Annotated in this window: 17 protein-coding genes and 1 pseudogene; 11 read left to right on the plus strand and 7 right to left on the minus strand. The window is 68.6% G+C overall.

Annotated features, from left to right (window positions below; all coding sequences use genetic code 11):
* Positions 1-161 precede the first annotated feature (161 nt).
* From AC1MEQ_RS08865 to AC1MEQ_RS08885, 5 genes and pseudogenes are all read right to left on the minus strand, one after another.
* A pseudogene (locus AC1MEQ_RS08865) lies at positions 162-2184 on the minus strand (APC family permease).
* A 131-nt stretch (positions 2185-2315) separates the two neighbouring features.
* On the minus strand, positions 2316-3323 hold the full coding sequence (locus AC1MEQ_RS08870) for a glycine betaine ABC transporter substrate-binding protein (protein WP_479795842.1): 1008 nt from the start codon (positions 3321-3323) through the stop codon (positions 2316-2318).
* Between the two features lie 2 nt (positions 3324-3325).
* Entirely contained in the window at positions 3326-4129 is an 804-nt protein-coding gene (locus tag AC1MEQ_RS08875; RefSeq protein ID WP_479795843.1) for an ABC transporter permease, read from the minus strand.
* A complete protein-coding gene (locus AC1MEQ_RS08880; protein ID WP_479795844.1) occupies positions 4126-5421 on the minus strand; it encodes an ATP-binding cassette domain-containing protein in 1296 nt (431 codons plus the stop codon). Before AC1MEQ_RS08880 ends, AC1MEQ_RS08875 begins: the two co-directional genes overlap by 4 nt.
* Positions 5414-6055, minus strand: coding sequence for an ABC transporter permease (locus AC1MEQ_RS08885; protein WP_479795845.1), 642 nt, complete (start codon positions 6053-6055; stop codon positions 5414-5416). Before AC1MEQ_RS08885 ends, AC1MEQ_RS08880 begins: the two co-directional genes overlap by 8 nt.
* A gap of 290 nt (positions 6056-6345) precedes the next feature.
* Between AC1MEQ_RS08885 and AC1MEQ_RS08890 the strand changes: the two genes are divergently transcribed.
* The 9 genes from AC1MEQ_RS08890 (at position 6346) to AC1MEQ_RS08930 (ending at position 16588) form a co-directional block, all read left to right on the plus strand.
* Positions 6346-7023 carry a DUF6766 family protein gene (locus AC1MEQ_RS08890; protein WP_479795846.1) on the plus strand — a complete coding sequence of 226 codons (678 nt, stop codon included), beginning with the start codon at positions 6346-6348 and terminating at the stop codon, positions 7021-7023.
* A 125-nt stretch (positions 7024-7148) separates the two neighbouring features.
* Positions 7149-7703: a type 1 glutamine amidotransferase domain-containing protein gene (locus tag AC1MEQ_RS08895; RefSeq protein ID WP_479795847.1), complete on the plus strand. Its 555-nt coding sequence runs from the start codon at positions 7149-7151 to the stop codon at positions 7701-7703.
* Between the two features lie 41 nt (positions 7704-7744).
* Entirely contained in the window at positions 7745-8341 is a 597-nt protein-coding gene (locus AC1MEQ_RS08900) for a Dps family protein (RefSeq protein WP_479795848.1), read from the plus strand.
* 134 nt (positions 8342-8475) lie between these two features.
* A complete protein-coding gene (locus AC1MEQ_RS08905) occupies positions 8476-9135 on the plus strand; it encodes a helix-turn-helix domain-containing protein (protein WP_479795849.1) in 660 nt (219 codons plus the stop codon).
* A gap of 442 nt (positions 9136-9577) precedes the next feature.
* Positions 9578-9769: a hypothetical protein gene (locus tag AC1MEQ_RS08910; RefSeq protein WP_479795850.1), complete on the plus strand. Its 192-nt coding sequence runs from the start codon at positions 9578-9580 to the stop codon at positions 9767-9769.
* A gap of 75 nt (positions 9770-9844) precedes the next feature.
* Positions 9845-11284 carry a DUF3375 domain-containing protein gene (locus tag AC1MEQ_RS08915; protein WP_479795851.1) on the plus strand — a complete coding sequence of 480 codons (1440 nt, stop codon included), beginning with the start codon at positions 9845-9847 and terminating at the stop codon, positions 11282-11284.
* On the plus strand, positions 11281-12006 hold the full coding sequence (locus AC1MEQ_RS08920; RefSeq protein WP_479795852.1) for a DUF4194 domain-containing protein: 726 nt from the start codon (positions 11281-11283) through the stop codon (positions 12004-12006). The genes AC1MEQ_RS08915 and AC1MEQ_RS08920 overlap by 4 nt, the downstream gene beginning before the upstream one ends.
* On the plus strand, positions 12003-15395 hold the full coding sequence (locus tag AC1MEQ_RS08925; RefSeq protein ID WP_479795853.1) for an ATP-binding protein: 3393 nt from the start codon (positions 12003-12005) through the stop codon (positions 15393-15395). Before AC1MEQ_RS08920 ends, AC1MEQ_RS08925 begins: the two co-directional genes overlap by 4 nt.
* The gene (locus AC1MEQ_RS08930) at positions 15392-16588 is read left to right on the plus strand and encodes a Wadjet anti-phage system protein JetD domain-containing protein (RefSeq protein WP_479795854.1); all 1197 of its coding nucleotides are present in this window, start codon (positions 15392-15394) and stop codon (positions 16586-16588) included. Before AC1MEQ_RS08925 ends, AC1MEQ_RS08930 begins: the two co-directional genes overlap by 4 nt.
* Here the strand turns inward: AC1MEQ_RS08930 and AC1MEQ_RS08935 are convergent.
* Entirely contained in the window at positions 16560-16859 is a 300-nt protein-coding gene (locus AC1MEQ_RS08935; RefSeq protein ID WP_479795855.1) for a DUF1905 domain-containing protein, read from the minus strand. The genes AC1MEQ_RS08930 and AC1MEQ_RS08935 overlap by 29 nt on opposite strands.
* Before the next feature lie 169 nt (positions 16860-17028).
* On the opposite strand from AC1MEQ_RS08935, the gene AC1MEQ_RS08940 reads away from it, so the two are divergent.
* Positions 17029-17589, plus strand: a complete 561-nt coding sequence (locus AC1MEQ_RS08940) for a hypothetical protein (protein WP_479795856.1) — start codon at positions 17029-17031, stop codon at positions 17587-17589.
* Positions 17583-18215 (plus strand): RES family NAD+ phosphorylase, encoded by a 633-nt coding sequence (locus AC1MEQ_RS08945; protein ID WP_479795857.1) that lies wholly within the window; start codon positions 17583-17585, stop codon positions 18213-18215. The genes AC1MEQ_RS08940 and AC1MEQ_RS08945 overlap by 7 nt, the downstream gene beginning before the upstream one ends.
* Positions 18216-18247: 32 nt before the next feature.
* Here the strand turns inward: AC1MEQ_RS08945 and AC1MEQ_RS08950 are convergent, their stop codons facing one another.
* A complete protein-coding gene (locus AC1MEQ_RS08950) occupies positions 18248-19642 on the minus strand; it encodes an LLM class flavin-dependent oxidoreductase (protein WP_479795859.1) in 1395 nt (464 codons plus the stop codon).
* Positions 19643-19856: the final 214 nt, after the last annotated feature.

A 19856-nucleotide genomic window follows, 5' to 3' on the forward strand; every position in this document is an offset into this window, starting at 1 on the left:
GGCCCCTTCACCTGTACCTGTCCCCGCCGGGAAGGGTTGCGTGTGGAAACCGCCGTCGTCATCATCGACAGGCAGCGCGGATACTTCGAGGACGACGGCCGGGGGGTCATGTTCGAGGGCTCGGACGAGCTGCATGGCTGGATCCGCTGATCCCCCACCGTTCAGGACCCCGGATCCGCGCCCCGGTGGCGCCGCACAGAAATGCCCCCCGTCCGCCGTCGTGCCCTGTCGCCCGGTCGTGATCGCAGCGGGTCGCCTCTGCGGGTCTGTCCCGGCAATGGGCGGGCCGCGGTCACCGGGATCCGGGCCGAGGAGCCCAGCAGCCACGGCACCAGGGTCACGCTCACGCCGTGGACGAGCATCAGGTGCTGGCGGATGTGCCGCCCGCGGCGGTTCTGCAGCAGCTTCTCCCACCAACGCCCGACGACGTATTGGGGCAGGTAGGCGGTGACGACGGTGGGGCCGTGCCGCTCCCGGTAATGGCGGATGAAATCGGCGACCGGGCTGACGGTTTCCCGGTAGGGGGACTCCAGGATCAGCAGGCGGACCCCGCGCCCCTCCGCCGCCCAGTCGCGTTGGAGGGCCGCCGCGGAATCTTCATCGATGGCGACATGGATGGCCAACAGGTTCGCATGCCCGGCTGCCAGGGCGTAGTCCAGCGCCTTCTCGACGGGCTTGGTGATGCGTCCGACCAGAACGATGCCCAGGTCCCCCGCATTGCCGAATTCCACGGCGGGGTCTGCACCGACTTCGGCCTCCACGCGCGCGTAGTACCGGTTGATGCCCAGCAACAGGGTGAACAGCAGCGGGATGAGGACGAAGACGATCCACGCCCCATGGGTGAACTTCGTCACCGCCACCACGAGGAGGACCGCAGAGGTGCACACCGCCCCGGCCGCATTCAGGGCCAGCCGGCTGTGCAGCCAACGCGGCTTGTCGCCGGTGCCCCGCAGCAGCGCCAACCAGTGCCGGACCATTCCGGCCTGGCCCAGTGTGAAGGAGACAAAGACCCCGATGATGTAGAGCTGGATCAACCCGGTGACGCTGGCCTGGTAGACGACCAGCAGGACGACGGCCCCCAAGGGCCAGGACCAGGCAGCCGTTGGAGAAGACCAGCCGGTCCCCGCGGTTCAACAGGGCCTTCGGCGCGTAGCCGTCCCGGGCCAGCGTGGCGCCCAGCAGCGGGAACCCGTTGAAGGCGGTGTTCGCGGCCAGCAGCAGGACCGCGGCGGTGGCCGCCTGGACCACGTAGAACAGCACGGACGAGCCGCCGAACACCGCCGCGGCCACCTGGGCGATCAGGCTCGGCTGGGGCTCGCCGGCGCATCCGGTGAACCCCTGCAGGTCACACGGGTGCTCGGCGTAGTGGACCCCGGACACCAGCGCCAGCAGGGTCAGCCCGGCGAAGAAGGAGATCGCCACGACCCCGAGCAGCACCAGTGTTCCCTGGGCGTTGGCGACCTTGGGCTTGCGGAAGGCCGGGACGCCGTTGGCGATGGCCTCCACCCCGGTCAGCGCACTGCAGCCGCTGGCGAACGAACGCAGCACGAGCAACAGCAGGGCCGCCTGGACCGGTTCCGGGTGCGAGACGCCATAGGCCGAGCTGACGGCCACCGGCGGGTGGCCCAATGCCGTCCGCACCAGCCCGACGCCGATCATCAGGGCCACGCTGGCGATGAACAGGTAGACGGGGACGGCGAAGGCCCGCGAGGATTCGCGCAAGCCGCGCAGGTTCATCGCGGTGATGACGACGACGAAGGCCACCGCGAGCTCGACCCTCACCGGGTGCAGGGCCGGCAGCGCGGAGATGATGTTGTCCACCCCGGAGGCGACGGATACGGCGACGGTGAGGATGTAGTCGACCGTCAGGGCCGCGGCCACCACGAGGGCCGGGCGTTCACCGAGATTGGCACGCGCCACCGCGTAATCCCCACCGCCGGAGGGGTAGGCGCGCACGACCTGCCGGTAGCTGAGCACCACCAGCGCCAACAGCGCCATCACGCACAGGGCCACCCAAGGCGCCAACGCCAGAAAAGCGAGCCCGCCGCCGAGCAGGATCATGGTCATTTCCTGCGGCGCATAGGCGACGCTGGACAGCGCGTCGGAGGCGAAGACGGGCAGGGCCAGCCGCTTGGGCAGCAGATGGCCCTCCAGCTGTTCCGTCGGCAACGGCTCGCCGATCAGCAGCCGCTTGATCTTCCCGGCTTCGGTGTCCGGATCCGGCGGTTCCTTGCCCACACGCAGAACGCTACGCCGAAGCGGTCCGGGCGCAAGGGTCTGGGGGCCCGGTTCTGGGGCCCCGGAGCCGCTGGCTTCTACTTCTTGGTGATCAGCCCTTCGGAGACCATCCAGTCGAACGCCACGTCGGCCGGTTCCTCACCCTTCACGTCCACCCGCAAATTCAGATCGCGCATCACGTCGTCGGTCAGCAGCGGGGAGATCTGGCTGAAGACGTCCCGCAGATGCGGGTACTCCTCCAGCGTTTCGGTGTCGTAGACCGGCGCGGCGTTGTAGGCGGGGAAGAACTTGCGGTCGTCCTCCAGCACCACCAGATCCAGCGACTTGATGCGGCCATCGGTCGTGAAGACCTCGCCGAAATTGCAGTCCCCGTTGTCGGTGGCCGAGTAGACCGCGCCGGTGTCGTAGATGCCCACGTTGCCGTCCGGCACACCCTGGGCCGACCCGCGCTTGAGCCCATAGGCCTTGAGCATCGGGTTGAATCCGTCGGGCCGGGAGTTGAACTCCGCCTCCACGCAGAACGTGCGCTCCTTGACCGGAAGGTCCGCGATCTGCGAGAGCTTGCTGATCCCACCGAGGTCCTTGACGGCCTCGCGGCGCACCGCGAACGCGTACGTGTTGTTCAGCGGCGCCGGCTTGCCCCACGTGAGGCCGTTCGCCAGGTCCTCGTCGTGGACGGCCTGCCACTGCTTCTGCTTGTCCGGGATGCCCTTGGAGTGGCCCATGTAGGTGATCCAGGCGGTGCCGGTGTACTCCCAGGTGAAGTCCGCCTGGTGGGAGAGCATCAGCTCGCGGACCGGCTGGCTGCCCGGCACATTCGTCAGGTCCGTGACCTTGAACCCGGCGGCCTTCGCGGCCAGCACGGCGATCTTGCCGAGCACCAGCTGCTCGGTGAAGTTCTTCGACGTGACCGTCAGCTTCGCGTTCTTGGGCAGGTCCGGGGCCGGCTTGATGGTGCCCGGCCCCGCATCGGGGACGTAGGAGGCAGCGGGCTGCAGCCCGCAGCCGGCCAGCATCCCGACGGCGGCGAGGGCCGCGGCGGAGGCGAGCAGCCGGCGTCGTACGCCCTGCAGAGGTGCAGCCATGTCTAGAGTCCCTTCGGGCGGGCGATGTGCTCGACGAGTCGGCCCAGCCAGTCGATGATCAGTGCCAGCAGCGCCACCAGCAGGGAGCCGGCCACCAGTACGGTGCCGAGGTTCAGGTTCACGCCGGTGGTGATGAGGATGCCCAGGCCGCCGCCGTTGATGAACGTGGCCAGCGTGGCGGTACCCACCAGCAGGACCAGGGCGGTGCGGATGCCGGCCAGCATCACCGGTACGGCGAGTGGCAGTTCGACCTTCCACAGGACGGCTCCGGCGCTCATGCCCATGCCGCGGCCGGCCTCGATGAGGCGCTCGTCGACCTGGCGCAACCCGACCATGGTGTTGCGCAGCACCGGGAGGATCCCGTAGGCGACCAGGGCGATGATGGCCGCCCAGAAGCCGAAGCCGACCCAGAACGCCAGCAGCACGACCAGGCCGATGGCCGGGGCCGCCTGGCCGAAGTTGGCCACCGCGACGATCGGGCCGCTGGCCTTGCGCAGCGGTCCGCGCGTCAGCAGGATGCCCAGCGGAATCGCGATGACCAGCACGATCACCGTGGCGACGATCGTCAGCTGCAGGTGTTCGACGGTGTATCCCCACAACGCGTCGGGGGCGAGGGTTGCCCGTTCGGTGGCGCTCAGGTCGCTGGTAGCGAGCCAGATCAGCACGGCCCCGAGGGCGATGAGGATGCCGACGAGCTGCCAGATCAGCGGCTTGATGGAAGGGCCGGTGGCCCGACGGGACGGGGCTTCGGCGTCACCGGCGTCCACGGGCCCGGTTCCCGTGCGCTGGGTGTCAGGCGTGCTCATGGCCGGCCGTCCCCGTCGGCGGTGTCGGCCGGGGCGTCTGCTGGGACATCGGCGGCCAGGGCGGTGGCGGCGGCGGTCGTCGGGATGGCCCCGCTGTTCAGGCCCACCGGCGAATTGGCGTCGCCCTTGGCCGCTTCCTGCGCGGCCCGGATCGACTCCATGACGGTGTCGACGGTGACCAGCCCCAGGAAGGCGTCGCGGCGGCCGGTGACGAGCGCGGCGCTGACGCTGCCGACCAGCATGACGTCGAGCGCGTCGTTGAGGGTGGATCGGTCCGAGACCACCGCGAGGTTCGCATCGACCTGGTCGGTGATGACCTGCATGCGGCTCAGCTGGCGGCGGGAGAGCCACTGGGTGGGTCGTCCGCGCCGGTCCACGATGACGGCGTTCTGGTGGCCGGCGCCCTGCAACCGGGAGAGCACGTCGGAGGCGATGTCCCCCGGGGCCGCGGTGACGGCCTCTTCGAGCCGGACGTCATGCACGCGGTTGAGGGTCAGCTGCTTGAGCCCGGCGCCGGAGCCGATGAAGTTCTCGACGAACTCGTTGGCCGGGCTCGCCAGGATGCGCTCCGGGGAATCGTACTGGACCAGCTGGGCGCCCTCGTTGAAGATGGCGATCCAGTCGCCGAGCTTCACGGCCTCGTCGAAGTCGTGGGTCACGCAGACGATGGTCTTCTGCAGTTCGTGCTGGATGTTGATCAGTTCGTCCTGCAGGCGCTGGCGCGTGATCGGGTCCACGGCGCCGAAGGGCTCGTCCATCAGCAGGATGGGCGGATCCGCGGCCAGCGCGCGGGCCACGCCGACGCGCTGCTGCTGGCCGCCGGAGAGTTCCTTCGGGTACCGGTCGCGGTACGTGTCCGGATCCAGCGAGACCAGTTCGAGCAGCTCGTCCACGCGGGCTGCGATGCGCTTCTTGTCCCAGCCGAGCATCTTCGGGACCAGCCCGATGTTCGCCGTCACGGTCATGTGCGGGAACAGGCCGCCGGCCTGGATGACGTAGCCGATCTGGCGGCGCAGCTTGTCGCCGTCCATGCCGGTGACGTCCTCGCCATTGATGACGATGCTGCCCCCGCTGGGTTCGATGAGCCGGTTGATCATCTTCAGGGTCGTCGTCTTGCCGCAGCCCGACGGGCCGACCAGCATGACGATGGAGCCGGCGGGGATCTCCAGGGTCAGCCCGCCAACGGCGGCCTGGGCCTGGCCCGGGTAGCGCTTGGTCACCTCCTGCAGCAGGATCGAGGCGCCGGTGACACCCTCGGGGGTGTCTTGGGTGGAAGTTTGCAGATCAGACACGGATACCTCGCGGGGTGGTCAGACGACCCAGGCCGACGAGCAGCAGGTCGAGGATGAGGGCCAACAGGATCACGCCGACGACGCCGACGACCACCGACTCGAAGGCGTTGGCGCCGCCGAGCCGGGACAGACCGGAAAAGATGAATCCGCCCAGGCCGGGGCCGAGCGAATAGGCGGCGATGGCCGCGACGCCCATGACCATCTGGGCGGAGACGCGGACGCCGGTGAGGATGACGGGCCAGGCCATGGGCAGTTCCACGGTGGCCAGGGTGCGGAACCGGCTCATCCCGATCCCGCGCGCCGATTCAACGACGGTGGAGGGGATCCCGGCGAGGCCGACGACCGCGTTGCGCAGGATCGGCAGGGTCGCGAAGAACGCCACCACCGCGACCGCGGGCGGGACGCCGAACCCCATCGGGGCGATCAGCAGGCCGATCATCGCAAACGACGGGATGGTCAACCCGATCGCCGAGATGCTGTTAGCCGTCGAGCTGGCCACGCTGCTGCGGTACACCAGTGCCGCGATGACGACGGCGATGATGGTGGCCAGGATCAGGCACTGGACGACGAGGCTGAAGTGCTGCCAGGCCGCGAAGAGGATCTGGCGGTATCTCTCGCCCACGAATTCCCACACGTTCAGACCTTCTTCACCTTGGTTGCGAGTCACTCCCTGTGGCGGGCCGTAACCCGCGTCATGGGTACCCACGGTAACCACAGGGAGTCCGTTCGTACCGGTCATATCCAAAAACGTGTCATACCGTTACCGTTCCGTGACCTTCTGGACGACGTGACAGTTGCCGTATCCCGTTCGGCGCGACGGGGTTAAGGTCACCCCATGCGCACCGTGTTCATCTCCACGCTGGCCGTCCTGGTGATCGGGCTGGCCTACATGCTGGCCATCGGGTTCTCGGGTCGGTAGCGGCCATGAAATCGAAGGTTCGCGACCAAAGCCTGAGCATCGTCTTCGGCGCCCTGTTCCTGCTGACACTGCTCGCGCAGTCCTTCGCCGGGCTCGCCGCCTACAACGACGACCAGATCGCCCACGGCCAGCTCGGGGTCGGCTGGGGCGCGTTCGTCACCTCATCCGACTTCGTCGTGGACGTTGCCGAGAACTGGCAATCCGAGTACCTGCAGTTCTTCCTGTTCATCCTGGCCACCATCTGGCTGGTCCAGAAGGGGTCGCCGGAATCCAAGAAGGTCGGTGACGCGGGCGTGGGCACCGACAAGCAGCAGCTGGTCGGCAAACATGCCAAGGACAACTCGCCTGCCTGGGCCAAGGCCAACGGGTGGCGCCGGGTCCTGTTCTCGAACTCGCTGCTGCTCGTCATGGGAACCGTCTTCCTGGTCTCCTGGTGGGCCCAATCCGTTGCCGGGGTCGTGGTCTACAACAGCGACCAGATGGAGCACGGACAGGAAACCGTCACCTGGCTCGGGTATGTCGCCTCCGCGGACTTCTGGAACCGGACGTTGCAGAACTGGCAGTCCGAGCTGCTGGCTGTCGGCTCCATGGTCACCCTGTCGATCTACCTGCGCCAGCGTGGCTCCTCCGAATCCAAACCGGTCGGCACCCCGCACCATGAGACCTCGACAGAAGGCGAATAGACCCGTTCCCCGCGCCGCCGGGCCGGTACGCCGGTAGCCAAACCCCACGCACTTGCTTGCCACTGACTGGGCCCGGTGGAAGGGTTGATGACGTTGACTTCCTTTCACGTTAGGAGCACGAAACCATGGCAGATCTAGCCGGTAAGAAGATCCTCACGCTGGTCACGAACCGCGGCGTCGAGCAGGATGAACTGAAGGTCCCCGTCGACCGGCTGCGCGGAGCGGGCGCCCACGTCACGGTCGCGGCCCCCAAGCCAGAAGACGTCCAGACGCTGGTCGGCGACTGGGACCTCGGGGAGAAGATCCCCGTGGATACAGCGCTCGCGGATGTCGCAGAAGCCGACTTCGACCTGTTGCTGGTCCCCGGCGGGACCCTGAATGCGGACAACCTGCGTCTGGATGCCGACGCACAGCGCATCGCCAACGCCTTCGCCACCTCGGGGCGGCCCATCGCCTCCATCTGCCACGGCCCGTGGCTGCTGGTGGAAACCGGTCTGGTCAAGGGCAAGACGCTGACCTCCTACATCTCGATCAAGACCGACGTCGAGAACGCCGGCGGCACATGGAAGGACGTGGAGGTCTTCCGCTGCACGGCCGAGGGGTTCCCGCTGATCACCTCCCGCAACCCCGGCGATCTGGACCCCTTCGTCGGCGCCATCGAGGACCAACTCTCCGCCTAGGCCCCGACCACCACACACCATCCACAGAAGGAGCAATTACCTTGGCAACCAAGAACACCGCACACGCCGGATACACCGTCCCCGGGCTGAGCCTCGAAGACGGTCATAAGGTCGGCGACACGCTGCAGATGCGCCTCCACGCCCTCAACGACCTGCAGCTGACGCTCAAGCACGCACATTGGAACGTGGTCGGCCGCGACTTCATCGGCGTCCACGAGATGCTGGATCCGCAGATCGACCAGGTCCGCGCCATGATCGACGCGATCGCCGAACGCATGGCAACCCTCGGTGTCTCCCCCAACGGCCTGGCCGGCGCCATGGTGCAGGCCCGCCCGTGGGATGACTACGACATCCAGCGTGCTGGGACTGCCGAGCACCTCGCCGCCCTGGACCAGGTCTACATCGGCGTCATCGAAAGCCACCGCGAGGCCCGGGCGGTCGCCGAAGAGCTCGATCCCATCACCGAGGACATGCTCATCGGCCAGATCGCCGAGCTCGAGCTCTTCCAGTGGTTCATGCGCTCGCACCTGGAGAACAGCTCGGGCAGCCTGGATGACGCCTCGGCGCAGACGGAGAAGTCGGCCGCCGCCTCGACGAAGTCCTCTTCTGCGAAGAAGGGAACATCCAAGAAGAAGTAGCGGTACCCCTTGGCGTACCCGCATCACGGTGTGGGAGTACGACGACGGTCCATGGGCTTGGTTGCCCATGGACCGTTTCCGTTTCCTCAACCCCAGGCATATCACTAGCATACCGTTTGCGATAGGCTAGTGATATGGAAATTTCCGTGGTCGAATATGCCGAACGCAGCGGGATCTCGGAGGGTCGCGTGCGGCAACTCGCCCGTGCCGGAAGCATCGCCGGCCGCAAAATCGGTGGCTCGTGGCTGCTTGATCCGTCAAGCCTGGAGCGCCACGCGGAGCCGGTACGGCCGATGACGCGGGCCAATGCCTGGCGTCTGTCTTCGTATCTGGTCGATCCTTCGGGCACCGAGACCACTCCCCTGCAGCGACAACGACTACGGGCGGCCAAATCCAAGCTGGCCGCAGCAGAGGCGCCCGAGCGGCTCCTTGCGGCGTGGATGGCTCGACGCGCCCGCCATGAGGCCTACAGCCTTGATGACCACGATCTCGCCAAGTTCCGGAAGGACCCGCGTCTCGAAATCTCGGGCGTCTCCCATCCATCAAGTCGGCTGTTGGCCAACAACGAGATCGAGGCCTACGTTGCCGAAGGCGACGAGGAGAGCCTCGCCTGGGAATGGCTGCTCGTTCCCCGGACCTCTCCCACCATGGCCAATGTCGTACTGCACATCGTTGATGAACCACCCCAGGGCATCGCGCTGCCCATCGTTGCCGCAGATCTGGCCGACCGGGCCGGATGGCGAGAACAGCAGGAGGCACGCCGGATCCTGCAGGAAGTGGTCCCTCACGATTGAGCTCCCCGAAGCACCCCCGCGTCAAAGGGCCTCATGGCAGGCGGTCTTCGAAGTACACCAGCGACTGCCTTTTGGCTGGGTATTAGTTGGGGGCCAGGCCGTATACCTCCACACGATTTCGCGTGACGCCACGCAGGTGCGCCCAACTGACGACGCCGATGTGATCATGGACATTCGAAGCCACGGAAATATGCTCCAACGTTTTACCGAAGTTCTCGAAGGGCTGGATTTCCGCCCCGCCGGGGAATCCTTTGAAGGACATCAGCACCGATGGATACGTGGAGATGCCTCGGTCGACGTCCTCATACCCCGGTGGACAGGAACGCGCGCTGAATCCCGCACGGGGAGTGCTGGCGGGACAACATTGGCCGCCCCCGGCGGTCAGCAGGCCATCAACCGTATGCAGACCCTGGATGCATCGATGGACGGAATCGTCGGGCGAGTGAATGTAGCCAACTACCTGGGGTGCCTCATCGGTAAGGCCGCCGCCTTGCGCATCATGGTGGATCCCGGGCGCGAACGCCACCTGACCGATGCCTTGATCCTCCTGTCCCGGCCACGGGCAGCGGATACTCGCGGAATCGACTACAGCCCAGCCGAACGCGCGCACCTCGCCAACCTCCGTCTACGGTAGTTCCGAGTTGAATCATTTCCTGTCGTTCAAAGCGACGGAGCCCCAACTGGCAGCGGCGCCCGGTAGCGTGAGACCGTGAGCGTTCTGCGCGCCGCCCGTGCGGCCTCCCGGTTACAGGCATCAGACCCTGCCTGGGCGATGCTCCGTGCCCGCAACGCCGACGTCGCGGTCGCCATCCTGGGCCAGCATCTGGCCGGGGAGCAGCGGCGCCTGGCCGCCCCGGTATTGTTCGAGAAAGTCGACGCGGACCTCGAGGAACTCCGGGGCGAGGGGTTCGACCTCCCCCAGACCGCGCAGGCCTACTGCACTGAATGGCGGAACCAGCAGATCCTCGTCCGCCGCTCGGCCGACCAGTCCCGCGAGGAGACCTTCGAGCTCTCACCGGGCGCGCTCACCGCCATCCGCTTCGTCATCGACCTGGCCGAGCCCCGGCACAGTGTCACCGAGTCCCGTCTGGCCACCATCCAAGACCGCCTGCGCGAGCTCGCCCGCGACACCGATCCGGACGCCGCGACCCGGCTGGGCGCACTCCACGCCGAGCGGGACCGCATCCAGGCGCAGATCGACCGGGTGGAAGCGGGCGAGATCGACGTGCTCGACGCGGATCGGGCGCTCGAGCGGATCCGGGACATCCTGGGTCTGGTCGAAGAGGTCCCCGCCGATTTCGCCCGCGTCCGCAGCCAGCTCGAACAGCTCAACCGGACCCTGCGCGAACGGCTGGTCGAGCAGGAGGGCCCGCGTGCGTCCGTCCTCGAGGACATTTTCCGCGGGGTGGACCTGCTGGCCGAATCCGATGCGGGGCGCAGCTTCGCCGGGTTCTACGCCCTGTTGCTGGATCCGGAACGCGGACTCGAATTCGAGGAGAGCCTGGCCCGGGTCATGGACCGGAACTTCATCGGCCGCCTTTCCCCCACCCAGGTCCGCACGCTGCGTCGGCTGATGCCGTCCCTGCAGGACCGCGGCTCGGAGATCCACACGGTCCTGACCACGTTCAGCCGCAGCCTGCGCCGTTTCGTCCAGAGCCAGGAACTGCAACGGGAGCGGCAGATGAGCCGCCAGCTGCGTGCCGGCCTGCGCGAGGCGCTCCAGGCATCGGAGTCCGTCAAGCCCTGGGCCCGCACCGGGCTGCACCTGGACCTGACCAGCATGCGACTCTCCTCCGTCGATGCCCTGAAACTGCACAACCCCGGCGACTTCGAAGCCGGGGATGCCCCCGTAGCCCAGGACATCGACGTCGTGGACATCGACGAGTTGATGGCGCTGGCCCGCGCGTCGGACATCGACATGGCGGAGCTGGAAGCCAACGTCAACGACGTGGTCGATCGGCAGGGTGCGGCCACCATCGCCGAGGTGCTGGCGGCGTACCCGGCATCCCAGGGCGTCGCGAGCGTCGTCGGACTGCTGGTCTTGGCCCAGGAACACGCAGAACCGGTCGGCGGCCGGGAAGACGTCCACTGGGATGACCGCCACGGTACCCTCGATCGACACCTGTTCACCGGAAGGATCACCCCATGAACGGCTCCGAGCCCATCGCCGGCCCGGCCCCCGAGCTTGACGGCCCGGGCGGGGACGCCACGCGGGCGCCCGGCCTTTGGGAAGGCGACGGCGGAAGCCTGCGCGAGCCCTCGCGCCGCGCCCTGGTCCAGCTGCTGCGCGGCCCCTACCTCTCGGCGGCCCGCCACGCCAACCTCTGGTCCGCACTGCTGGCGGACGAGGAGCAGATCCGTTCCCGGCTGGCCGACTTGTTTCTGGACTTGGTGGCCGATCGCGAATCACAGGTCGCCTTCGTCCGCAACGTCCAGGCCACCTCGGATGCACCCAAGGTCATGCGGACCGCCCCGCTGACGTTCCTGGACACGGCCATGCTGCTCCATCTGCGCCAGCAGCTCCTGCACGATGCCCACGGCACGCGCACCATCGTCGGCGCCGACGAGGTCGCCGACCAGTTGCAGGTCTACCGCGGCCAGGACAATGCGGATCCTGCTGGATTCTCCAAACGCATCGAGACCTCCTGGAACAAGATGGTCAAGTTCGGCCTGCTGGCAAAGACGACCACGGAGGGCCGGTTCGAGGTCTCCCCCGTGTTGCGGCTGGTCTTCGGGGCCGAGGAGATTGCCGCGGTCCGCAGCGAATACCGCCGCCTGGCGACGCCGGTTGGTTCGGCCACCGAGGTCCCCCGTGCTGACGACGGCGAGCCGGACACCGCCGTCGTCCCCGATGACGAGGAGGACGCATGAGTTCCATCCATGTCGGCCAATGGCGGCTGGAGGGCATCGAACTGCTGAACTGGGGCACCTTCCAGGGTCATTGGTCCGTCCCCGTGGCCCGACAGGGTTTCCTGGTCACCGGCCCCTCGGGCTCGGGGAAGTCCTCGCTGCTCGACGCGGTATCAGCGGTGCTCACCCCGCGCGGGAAGCTGCGCTTCAATGCCGCCGCGAACGACGGCGGCGCCCGCGGCGAGGACCGCAGCCTGGTCAGCTATATCCGCGGCGCCTGGCGGCGCAGTGCGGATGAGGAGACGGGCGAGGTGGCCAGCGAGTACCTGCGCCCCGCGGCCACCTACAGCGGAATCCTGCTGCGCTACACCGACGGGACCGGCGGCAAGCCGGTGGCCCTGGTCAAGCTGTACCATCTGCGCCGGGGGACGAACACGCCCGCCGACGTCCAGGAATTGTCGCTGATCCTGCAGGACGACACGTCGCTGGCCGACTTCGTCCCGCACCTGCGCAACGGGGTCGACGTCCGCCGGATCAAGGCGGGGTGGCCGGAGGCCGTGGAGGCCACGGACAAGCACTCCCGCTTCGCCGCCCGGTTCAGCCGCATGCTGGGGATCTCCGGCGAGAACGCCGTGCTGCTGCTTCACAAGACCCAGGCGGCCAAGTCGCTCGGGAACCTCGACGAGCTCTTCCGCACCTTCATGCTGGATGAGCCCAAGACCTTTGCCCAGGCGGAGAACGCAGTCGCCCAATTCGCCGAGCTCTCCCAGGCCCATGCCGCCGTCGTCGAGGCCCGGCGCCAGCGCGACCACCTCCAGGACATGGCGGGACCGGCCCGCGACTACGAGGCCGGTGCCGCGGCGGCCGCCGAGGCGGGGGCGCTGGCCGCTGCCGTGCCACCGTTCAAGGACGCCTGGAAACTCCGCCTGGCCGAGGATGCCCGGGAGGCCGCCGGCGAGCGGCTGCTTGCGGCCGAACACGCCTCCGGGCAGGCGACCGACCGGGTGCGCGATCTCTACGATGCCCTGGCCGTGACCCGCCAGCGGGTCGCCGAGAGCGGCGGCGCGGCCGTCCAGACGCAGCGCGAATGGATCCGCCTGGCCGAGGGCAAGCTCGCCGACATCACCTCCCGCAGCGGGCGGCTCGCCGGACGGCTGGAGGAGGCGGGGCTGCCCGTACCGGTCACGTTCACCGATTTCGAGGAGCTGCGCACGGCCGCCGGCCGGGAACGGGACGCGTGGGCCACTGGCGAGGAGGAGGCCAGGAGCCGGTTGCTGGAGTTGCACGACCGGCGGGCGGCGTCCCGACACGACCGGGACTCCCTCGAAAAGGACGTCACCGCATTGCGCCGCCAGCGTTCGAACCTGGACCGCCGCCTGCTGGAGGCGCGCACCCGGGTCGCGGCCGCCGCCGGGCTACCGGAACAGGCACTGCCGTTCGCCGGCGAGCTGCTGGAGGTGGACGCCGGATACGCCGAGTGGACCGGGGCGATCGAGCGCGTGCTGCGGCCCCTGGCCACGTTGATGCTGGTTCCCCAAACACACCTTCCCGCCGTGCGCACCGCCGTCGACGAGCAGCACCTGGGCACGCGGCTGGTGTTCGTGGAGATCCCGCCCCGCCCGGAGGCCCCACGATCGGCCGCCTCCGACGTGTCCCTGGTCCACCGGGTCAACGTCTCCGACGGCCCGATGGCCGCGTGGCTGCACCTGGAGCTCTCCCGGCGCTACGACTTCGCGTGCGTCGAGTCCCCGGCCGAGCTTTCCGGGCATGATCGTGCGGTGACCCGATCCGGGCAGGTCAAGCGCTCGCGGACGGTGTACGAGAAGGACGACCGGTCCCGCATCGACGACCGCGGCAACTGGTACCTGGGCTTCAGCACCGAGGCCAAGCTGGACCACCTGCTGGACCGGCTCCGCGGCGCCGCCGCGGCGCTCGAGGAGGCCGAGCGGCAGGTCGATTCCTTCGCGGCCGAACGCGACCGGTCCCGCCGTCGCCTCGACGCTCTCGAGGAACTGCACTCACTGCAGTGGAGCGAGCTGGACGTGGCCGCCGGATCGGCCGCCGTCGCCGAACAGCGCCAACGGCTCGAGTCCCTGCTGGGGGCCAACGACGATTTGCGTGCGGCACAGGAGGAGGCCCGCGAGGCCGAGGAACGGCACACGGCGGCACGCACCCGGGAGAACGAGCACCGGCGCGAGGCGGCCGAGGCCGCCGCCCAGGTCAACACCTTGGACCGGACCATCGAGACACTGCGCGGGGCCGGTCCGGCCGACGACGTCCCCGCCGACACCGCTGCCCGGCTCGAGGAGCTGTTCACCACGCATGCCCAACGACGGCGGATCTCGCACGAGATCATCGACGACGTCGCCCTCGCCGTGAACTCGGCCCTGGCGGGCGATGAGCGCCGGCATACCGAGGATGCCCAACGGGCGGCCCGCGACTTCGCGGCCGCGGCCCACGCCTTCCGCACCGCTTGGCCGGCACCGGCAGCCGACCTGGGCCCGGACATCGAGGACCGCGAGGGGTATCTGCGCCTGCTCGAGCGGTTGGTCGCCGACGGCTTGCCGCAGTTCGAGACGCGCTTCTTCGACCTGCTGGAGAGCCAATCCCAGCAGAACGTCGCCCAGCTGGCCGCCGAGATCCGCCGCGCCCCCGGGGAGGTGCGTGACCGCATCGACCCGGTCAACCGGTCGCTGTCCCGATCCGCCTTTGACGAAGGCCGCTTCCTGAGGATCCAGGTCAAGGAGAACCGCGGGGAGCTCGGCCGGCAGTTCCTGGCCGACCTGCAGACGATCGCCGCCGGTTCCTGGGCCACGGAGGACCGGCAGGACGCCGAGCAGCGTTTCGAGACGATGCGCCGGCTGATGCAGCGCCTGGCCTCCAGCGAGGCAGCCGACGCGTCCTGGCGCCGGCAGTGCCTGGACACCCGCCTGCACGTGAGGTTCACCGCGCTCGAGGTGGATCCGCAGGGCCGCACGGTGAACATCCACGACACCAGCGCTGGACTCTCGGGCGGCCAGCAGCAAAAGCTCGTGACGTTCTGCCTGGCAGCGGCGCTGCGCTACCAGCTCACCCGCGACGACGAGCTGGTGCCGCGCTACGGGACGGTGATGATGGACGAGGCGTTCGACAAGGCGGACGCGAGGTTCACCCGCATGGCGATGGACGTCTTCCACGAGTTTGGCTTCCACATGGTGCTGGCGACCCCGCTGAAGCTGCTCCAGACACTTTCCGGGTACATCGGCGGGACGGCCGTGATCCGGTGCGTGGACTTCAAGGACTCCCGCATCGCCACGTTGGACTACGAGGACGATGACGCCGGGGACCCGACCGGCGACGAGCCGGAGGTCCCAGTGGGGGCGAAGGGACGCCAGGGTCCCGATGGCGATGGGGCGGGAACACTCTGGTGAACCCGGCCCCTGTCAGTCCCGAGGCCGCCCGGGCCCAGGTCCGCAAGCGCTATGACCGGTCTGCCGGAACCTGGGCAGCGGCCGCCACGGCGGAGCCGATCGAGGCGTCCGCAGGTCCCGTGGCCGTGGTGGCCCTGCACCCGCCCACCGAGCGGGCCGCCCTGGCCGACCAGGCGGCCGCCGTCGCCTGGGCCAGGTCTTGGCAGGGGTTCGAAGACGGGGCCGGGACCGTGATCTGGGGCGAGCGCCGGTGGGCGAACCTGGGGACCCAGCGCGTGCCGGAACGGCTGGTCCTCACCACCCCCGTCGACGCCGCCCGCGTGGCGGGCCGGGGTGCCCACTGGGCCCGGCTCCGCGGCCGTTTCGCCCAACTGGCCACGACGGTACCTGGCGACCGTGCCGCGCTCACGGCGGCGCTCCCCGGGGCCGCGACGGAGGTTGCCGCCGTGGACGACGGCGATTTCGAGCGGCTGGCCGCGGTCCTGGCATGGCTCGCCGAACACCCGGCATCCGGGCTGTACATCCGCCAATTGCCGATCCGCGGCGTGGATTCCAAATGGGTCGGCACGCACCGCCGGCTGGTGCAGCGGCTGCACCGGGCGGCCAGTGGACGTGCCGACCTGGGTCTGGCCGCCCGCCCCGACCTGGTCAGGGTCCGCTTCCTCGACCCCCATCTGGCTCCCGGAGGCCTGGGGGACGTCTCGGCGCCGGTGGCCGATCTTGCCGCCCTGGACATGGCCCCGCGGACGGTCTTCGTCGTGGAGAACCTGGAGACCATCCTCGCCATTCCCGCACTGGAGGGCGCCGTCGTCGTGCATGGGTCCGGCTACGCGGTGGAGCGCCTCGACCGGATCCCCTGGGTGCGTGGCGCCGACGTCGTGTATTGGGGCGACCTGGACAGCCATGGCTTCGCGATCCTCAACCGGTTGCGCGCCCACGGTGTCACGGCGCGATCGGTGCTCATGGACGAGGCGACCCTGGAGGCCTATGCGGACCTCTGCGTGCCCGAACCGAAGCCGTCGACCGCGACGCTGGAGTACCTGACCAGGGACGAGCGCGAGACGCTTGGTCTCCTCGCCGAGCGCGGAAACGCCCGGCTGGAGCAGGAACGCATCGACTGGGGCCATGCGGTGGCGGTCTTGTCCCGGGCCGCCGGCAGCACCCCTAACGACCGAGTTCCAGGTCCACGGTGATCTCGTCGTCGAGCTCGATCCCCTCGGCCCGACGCACCGCGGCCTTCAGCGGCACCAGGTAGCCCCCGTCCTTCGGGAACAGCGAGGTGGTGAAGCTGGTGCCGCCCACGGTGGCGGTCACCGGGATCACGCCCCAGCCATAGGTGACCTGGGCGGAGACGTCGTGGATGTACGCGGCGACGTCATCGGGCACGCGCAGATAGTAGAAGGGGGCCGGCCCGCGCCAAAAGAAGACCACCCCCGTGGCCAGCAGTGGGCCGTCGTCGTCCATGCCCTGCCCCTCCCGCCAACCATCGATCCGGTCGGGATCGGCTGCTGAATGTGCTGCTGAACAGCTTGCACCCGATGACGGAGGTTGGCTAGCCCGCGGGCACCGGTCCTGTGTTTCCTGCGTTTCCCGCGATATAATAGATCACAAGAATCGCAGGAAGAAGGCCGCCGTGAGCATCGTCCCCCGGGAAGAAGAACTGCTGCAGGAGATCCGGGCCCTGGACCACGACGGTCTTGGCTTGGAGGCCCTCGTGCTCGTCCGCGACCAGCTGCGGGCAGCCCACGCCCTCAAATCAAGCCTCACGACCCTGTCGGCGGAGAGCACTCCCGAGCAAGCCCTCCGGGCACAGGCCACGGAGAACGCCTGGCGAGCGGTGGACCGGGAATTCGGCCTGCTCCCTGCGGCCAACGTCGCCCGCCACTGTGGCTCCACCTCCACCGGACGCAGCAGCTATGCCTCCGATGCCCGCCGCAGCGGGAGGCTCATGGCCGTCAAGCGCCTCAACCGGTATCTCTACCCGGCGTTCCAACTCGGCGCGAACGGGCCCCTGGAACTCATGAAGGACCTGAAAAGCGAAGCAGACACACTGGACGTCGGGGAAGAGGCGACACTCCTCTGGCTCACCGCGCCCACGACGTGGTGGGATGACGACGCCCGCCCGGTCGACCACCTCGACGATCCTCAGGGCGTCCTCGCCGCCTTTGCGGCGCACTATGGCGCGACATGGTGATGCAGGCCCCTGAAGGCCAGCACGTGGCTCCTCGGGCGGAGATCCTCGCCACTGGAACAACCCTCTACCGTGTCCACTGGAGCAGGTACGACCCCGGGGAATTCAATCCCGGACCGACGCCTGCCGCGGTCAGGACGCGCTTCGCCTTCTTCGGGAGCCCAACCGTTTCCACACTCTACGCAGCCGAAACGGAAGACGCCGCCGTGGCAGAAGTGCTGCTGCACGATGTCCCGGTCGCGGGCGGCCGGCTCGACCGGCGGCTGGTGCGCAGCAGGGTGCTCTCGGGCATCACCTCGTCCAGGGAGCTGCGGCTGGTTGCCCTCCATGGCGACGGATTCCGGAGGATCGGGCAGGACGCGGCCGACATCACCCGGACCTCGCCCCGCCGATATCCGGAAACGGTCCGGTGGGCGCAGTCCGTGCATACTGCGGGGTTCGACGGCATCGTCTGGATGAGCCGGCTACATGACTCGGCGAAATCGTATGTGTTCTTCGGGCGCCCCGGGAAACCAGCGGACTTCGCTGCGGCGCCCGGAACGGGCCGCGCCTTCGCCTTCGAGCGGGACATGGACTGGCTGACTCGGAAGCTGTTACCCCTCAACGTCCACATCACGACCGCGACGTAGCCGGCCGGATTCCCTGCGTCCGGTCTCCAGACTTAGGACGCTGGCGCCGCGGCCTGCGCAGCAGTCGAGTCGTCAGTGGCGAAGGCGCGGCGGTAGGCGGCGGCCGGGTGGCGCTCGTTGAGCCGGTCGGCGCCGAAGAGCTTGGCCCGCAGCGTACCCGGGGCGTACTCGCTCTGGGCCAGGCCGCGCTCGCGCAGCACCGGCAGGACCTCGTCGGCGAATTCGGCGAAGGAACCGGGGATCACCCAGTTGATGACGTTGATCCCGTCGACCCCGGCGTCCTGCCATTCCTGCAGCCGGTCGGCGATCTGCTCGGGGGTGCCGACGATCCGGGAGTTACGGGCCTGCAGCCAGGCCAGGTCCTCCACGAGCGGCTCGCGGTCGGTGATGTGTTTGGACACCCATTCGGTGAAGCCCTTGGCCGTATTGGTGTCCACTTCTGACAGCGGGGTTTCCGGCGGGTAGACCCGGCCGGTCTTGTCGACGATGGCCATGTGGGCGAGGTAGCCGTCGATGGAGACGTACTCGTCGTACTCGGCAGACTTGGCCAGCGCCTCCTCCTCGGTGGCCCCAATGACGAAGGAGAGGCCGGCGAAGAACTTGATGTCCTCGGGCCGGCGGCCGAATTCGACGGCCTGGCGGCGGGTGTCCTCGACAATCAGCCGGGCGACCTCGGGGCTCGGGGCGATGATGAAGACCGCCTCGGCGTTGCGGGCGGCGAAGGCCCGGCCCGAGGCCGAGCTGCCGGCCTGGAACAGCACCGGGGTGCGTTGCGGCGACGGCGAAGGCAGATGCGGCCCCTCGACCCGGTAGCGCGGACCCTCGTGGTGGATCTTGTGGACCCGGGTCGGGTCGGCGTGCCGGCTGCCCTCCTGGTCGGCCAGCACCGCGCCCTCGTCCCACGATCCCTCCCACAGCTTGTAGGCGACGTCGACGTATTCGTCGGCCCAGGCGTAGCGCTCGGCATGGTCGGTCAGCTGCGGTAGCCCGAAGTTCCGGGCACCGTTGTCCTGCATCCCGGTCACGATGTTCCACGCGATGCGGCCCTTGGAGATGTGGTCCAGGGTGGAGATCTGCCGGGCAAAGTTGAACGGGTGGTTCTGCACCACGTTGGAGGTGGTCGCCAGGCCGATGTGCTTCGTGCTCACGGCGAGCGCCCCGAGCAGGACGGTTGGATCGTTCGAGGGGATCTGCAACCCCTCCTCCACGTAGATGTCGTAGTCGGCGTCCGAATCCCCGTACAGGCCCGACACGTCGGCGAAGAACATGGCGTCGAACTTCGCGGCCTCGAGCAGTTGGGCCAGCGCGATCCAGGTGTCCACGTCGTTGAACCGGGTCTGCCCAGCGTCGGGGCGGCGCCACTGGCCGTGGTGGATATGACTGGTGGTGTTCATGACGAACGCGTTGAAGTGCAGCGGCTTGCCCATGGTGTGCTCCCTGGCTGGTCGTAGGTGTGCCGACCATGCTGGCACTCGGGTTCACCCGCGTCGACGGACCCGACGTCCGGCGTCGTGCAGTGTCTTGCGACGACACGAAACCGCGTCACATGACCCCCTATGACGCCGCGCCAGCGGTGCGAAGCGACGCCCGGAGCCCGGATGAGACGCCCCGTGTCGTGCCGCGACAGCCGGTGAAGCGGGC

The sequence above is a fragment of the Arthrobacter sp. ASL1 genome (assembly GCF_056680475.1).

Bases quoted from the DNA above. Each gene is read 5' to 3' on its own strand.
- AC1MEQ_RS08875 (WP_479795843.1), bottom strand. From the start codon at position 4,129: ATGAGCACGCCTGACACCCAGCGCACGGGAACCGGGCCCGTGGACGCC.
- AC1MEQ_RS08920 (WP_479795852.1), top strand. From the start codon at position 11,281: ATGAACGGCTCCGAGCCCATCGCCGGCCCGGCCCCCGAGCTTGACGGC.
- AC1MEQ_RS08950 (WP_479795859.1), bottom strand. From the start codon at position 19,642: ATGGGCAAGCCGCTGCACTTCAACGCGTTCGTCATGAACACCACCAGT.
- AC1MEQ_RS08925 (WP_479795853.1), top strand. From the start codon at position 12,003: ATGAGTTCCATCCATGTCGGCCAATGGCGGCTGGAGGGCATCGAACTG.
- AC1MEQ_RS08905 (WP_479795849.1), top strand. From the start codon at position 8,476: ATGGAAATTTCCGTGGTCGAATATGCCGAACGCAGCGGGATCTCGGAG.
- AC1MEQ_RS08870 (WP_479795842.1), bottom strand. From the start codon at position 3,323: ATGGCTGCACCTCTGCAGGGCGTACGACGCCGGCTGCTCGCCTCCGCC.
- AC1MEQ_RS08945 (WP_479795857.1), top strand. From the start codon at position 17,583: ATGGTGATGCAGGCCCCTGAAGGCCAGCACGTGGCTCCTCGGGCGGAG.
- AC1MEQ_RS08935 (WP_479795855.1), bottom strand. From the start codon at position 16,859: ATGGACGACGACGGCCCACTGCTGGCCACGGGGGTGGTCTTCTTTTGG.
- AC1MEQ_RS08890 (WP_479795846.1), top strand. From the start codon at position 6,346: ATGAAATCGAAGGTTCGCGACCAAAGCCTGAGCATCGTCTTCGGCGCC.
- AC1MEQ_RS08895 (WP_479795847.1), top strand. From the start codon at position 7,149: ATGGCAGATCTAGCCGGTAAGAAGATCCTCACGCTGGTCACGAACCGC.